General features: G+C 35.1%; 3 protein-coding genes. All 3 read left to right on the top strand.

Translation table 11 applies throughout. From position 1 onward, the window contains the following. Positions 1 to 835, top strand: an 835-nt coding sequence (locus T344_RS28805; protein ID WP_034862370.1) for an IS110 family transposase, incomplete at its 5' end; no start/stop codon positions are given. Positions 836 to 1,371: 536 nt separating this feature from the next. Beyond that, a complete protein-coding gene (locus tag T344_RS0119295) occupies positions 1,372 to 2,742 on the top strand; it encodes a hypothetical protein (RefSeq protein WP_027630040.1) in 1,371 nt (456 codons plus the stop codon). Between the two features lie 12 nt (positions 2,743 to 2,754). Next, on the top strand, positions 2,755 to 3,276 hold the full coding sequence (locus T344_RS0119290; protein WP_027630039.1) for a hypothetical protein: 522 nt from the start codon (positions 2,755 to 2,757) through the stop codon (positions 3,274 to 3,276). Positions 3,277 to 3,711 lie beyond the last annotated feature (435 nt).

The raw sequence follows: 3,711 nt of genomic DNA, 5'->3' as shown, positions 1-3,711 counted from the left end.
CAGGCGCAGGTCTATTGTAAAAATGAACACAGCTTTAAAAAACCACCTTCACGCCTTTATATCCGGCCACTATCCAAGCTATCACAAATTCTTTGCAAACATAGACTGCAAAAGTGCATTGGTATTCTATGATAAGTACCCGTCACCGTCAAAGCTGGCAGGAGTTACAGCAGAAGAACTGGCAGAATTGCTGGAGGAACACTCCAACAAAAGGCTGAGACTTGAAAAAGCGCAGCAAATACTGGCCTGTATAAAAAAAGACGGAAACACATCTGCCAACTATCAGGAAACCCGGGATTTAGCTGTAAAATCAACCATAAGGCAGATACAGGCAAACCTTGATGAAATTGAATCAATAGATGCCATCCTGGAAAGCTATATTGAAAACTTTGACTGCAAGCTAACCACAATGCGCGGAATAGACACAGTTACAGCTGCAAACCTCATTGCAGAAATTGGGGACATATCAAAATTTTCTACAGCAGCCAAACTCGCAAGGTACTCAGGTGTAGCTCCGGTTACCTATGCATCCGGCAAAACAGATGTCCAATTTTCAAATCAACGTGGAAACAGGACACTAAACTCAATATTCTACAAGCTGGCAGTAGCCGTAACCATGACGGCAGGAAAAAACAAGCGGATAGTTAATCCCTTTTTCCATGACTACTACAACAAAAAACTCTCAGAAGGCAAAACAAAAAGGCAAGCCTTGAAATGCGTACAAAGACGGCTTGTCAACATAATCTGGGGCATGATGACCTACAAAACCGAATATATAAATCCCCCGACACAGGTAAAAGAAAAACCTGTAACAAAAGAAAAATCCAAGCCTTAACATTCATATCATTTTAATATGTTTTATATATTTAAGCACTTGCAAAAGTGCTTTTCCTTTTAATGGAACAATGCTATACTTTTCGTAGAAATAACTCCTAGAGAAATTTATTTCTTTTGACCTTTGAAAACATCAGGCACTGAAAAAAGTGCTTAAAAATATCCCAACCTAAACCTATTAGGGATTGTGAGAATGATCCTGTAAACTTTACAGACCCGACAGGACATTCGATATTAGGTAATATAGTTAAAACTATTAGCAATACAATTAAAGAAGTTGTTAAAACTGTTACAGGAGGCAATAAAAATTCAAGCAGCAGTAGTTCCTCAAGTACAGGTAAATCCTCAAGTTCGAGTTCATCAAGCTCTGGTTCAAAATCTTCATCATCAAGTGGAAGTTCTTCAAGTTCTGGTTCAAAATCTTCGTCATCAGGCAGTTCTTCGGGAATATCTGCTAACGAATTAGAGTTTTTCTGTGGTAAAGGTGCATCATTAGTTTACGGTGAAGACGGAAATTATAGAACCGGCACTGTACCAATGTTTAAAGATGGAAAAATAATTGATGTGGATTGCAGCAAAGCGATTGATATGAGGAATCTGAATGGTTACATTATAATGACCTCAGATACCAAGGTCTCTGGTAATATTCAAAACTATAGTAATCTTGATACTCTTAACATAGCAGATAATAGTTATGCAAAAGTTAGCAACTATGGTGTAATGGATACAATCAATTTGGGGAAAAATAGCAGTTTATTATTGGATAATTACGGAAAGATAAACAAAGGTATTAATATCGGTGAAAACGGAACTGCCAAAATTTATAATCATGAAAATGCCTACATAAAGAATATTAAAGGTGGGGACATAACTGACGGTACTAAAAAAGGTATGTACATAGAAAATAGAGGTATAATTGACTATGTTCTTACCGGCAAAAATAGCCATAATGAAATAAATAATATAGATGAAGTAGGTGCAAAATTAACGTTAGAAACCGGTGAGGGAAATAATACAATAATTATTAATGGTCAAAAAGGTGTTTCAATTAAAGATGGAAAGGGTAAAGCAGTTTATAGATTATATAGCCCTGAGGGAGGTCATGAAGATGTCGATGTATCAAATGTGACAAGACTACAAATACTAATTGCTTCAGGTTATTATTTTGTATCTGGAGAAATCATTGTAGCATCTGGGCAAGAAGGTGAAGTAGGTAGATTTAAGTATAACTTTATTGAGACAGCTATAAAGCAGATTAAGGACTACAAAACGTCAAACCCAGGACAGTCAATAACGTGGATGATTGACAAAGGTAGTTATTCAAAAACTGACTTAGAAAATTTTGAAGCCACAGCCAAAAATCTTGGTGTAAAAATAGTGTTTGTAAACAGTAAAAAGGAATTCATAAGTTATATCAATACAGGTAGTATTGATGCTAAGAAGGATACTAGGTCTACCAACAAAATAACCGACTTTACATTATTTGGGCATGGACATCCTGGTGAGTTAAATTTTGGATCAAATTATGATATAAAAATATCTGATATATCTTCGCTAAATAGCAGTGCATTTAGTGATACAAATTCAACATTTTATTCGTGTAATACGGGAACTGGTGGTGATGAAAGCTTTGCACAAGCGTGGTCAAATTTGACAGGCGGTGTAACGAAAGCAATGGTATTAAAAACTGATTATGGGACAATAACTTATACTGCAAAGCAACTTGAAATAATAGAGGATAGATGGAAAATTCAAAGAGCCTGGTATAAAATACATGGTGAACCAGATAAAGATATTGCTAAGATAAAAGAAGGAAGGTCGAAGACAGGATATTTACAGAGTGGTTCATATAGATATCCAATTGAAGGAGAAAAGGCTTATTGGAAAACTTATAAATCGAAAAAATAGGGGGCTTTGTGAATGCAAAGGAGAAAGAAAATGTTTTTATTCAGTTTTATATCAATAATTGGACTGTTAATATTGTTAGATTTTATACCTGTTAAGTTTGCAGTGAAAATAAATTCCGTAGATATTACAAAGTATAAGGAAAAAGATGGGCAGAAAATATACATATGCAAACCTGTACAGGTAACAGATTCTATTTGGGAAGCTATTGGAGATGAAAAAGGAGTCAGAGAAATTAGTAAGAATGAAGTCATATATATGGCTGAACCTTTGAAAGGGAATGACCCATTAAAAAAATTGAATGGTTCTTTTCAGAAAACATATGAACCTAACGCTCACAATCAATTTGTTTTTATAGGAAACGAAATTAGTTATAATACAGTTGGTAATTTAGAGATCGATGGAGTGCAAGAGAAAACAATTAATTTTAAAGTGGATGACTGGCAAATAGTATATCCAATTAGAAGGGATTCATTCAGGGATATTTATGCACCTAAGTCATATTTGACTATATACGACTTTATAAAACTTCCATAAAATAGGCGGCGGTTATCTTGTAATGACCATCTGCTTTTTGCCTAAATACATAAGACATAACAGATAAAAGGTCAACGGGAAAAACACAATCCCGTGGGCCTTTCTTTTTGCCATTTTAGAAAAATTGATAAGACAGGGCTGCGACTCAGTACAGCAAGCGTGCCGTAAGAATCAGATACTGAAATGCTGCCTGCATCCATGTCTGAAACCTCAATATGATAGCCTGAAATATCAATTTGCAAGGGTACATCAGTACTCTGTGACGTAATGGTATCTCATAAAAACACCTCCTGAAAATTCCGGAAAGCCGGATAATGTCTGTATTCCTGCATAATCTTGCGGGAGAGTAAATTATTTTGATGGTTTGAATTTTTTAGTTTCTTCTTTGGCAAGATAATTTTATTGTTATTTTATTTAGGTATTGCCAGAAATCCT

Source organism: Ruminiclostridium cellobioparum DSM 1351 = ATCC 15832, assembly GCF_000621505.1.
Lineage (GTDB): Bacteria > Bacillota > Clostridia > Acetivibrionales > DSM-1351 > Ruminiclostridium > Ruminiclostridium cellobioparum.
Note: the sequence above shows the minus strand (reverse complement) of the source record. Positions and strands in the feature narration are given on the sequence as shown.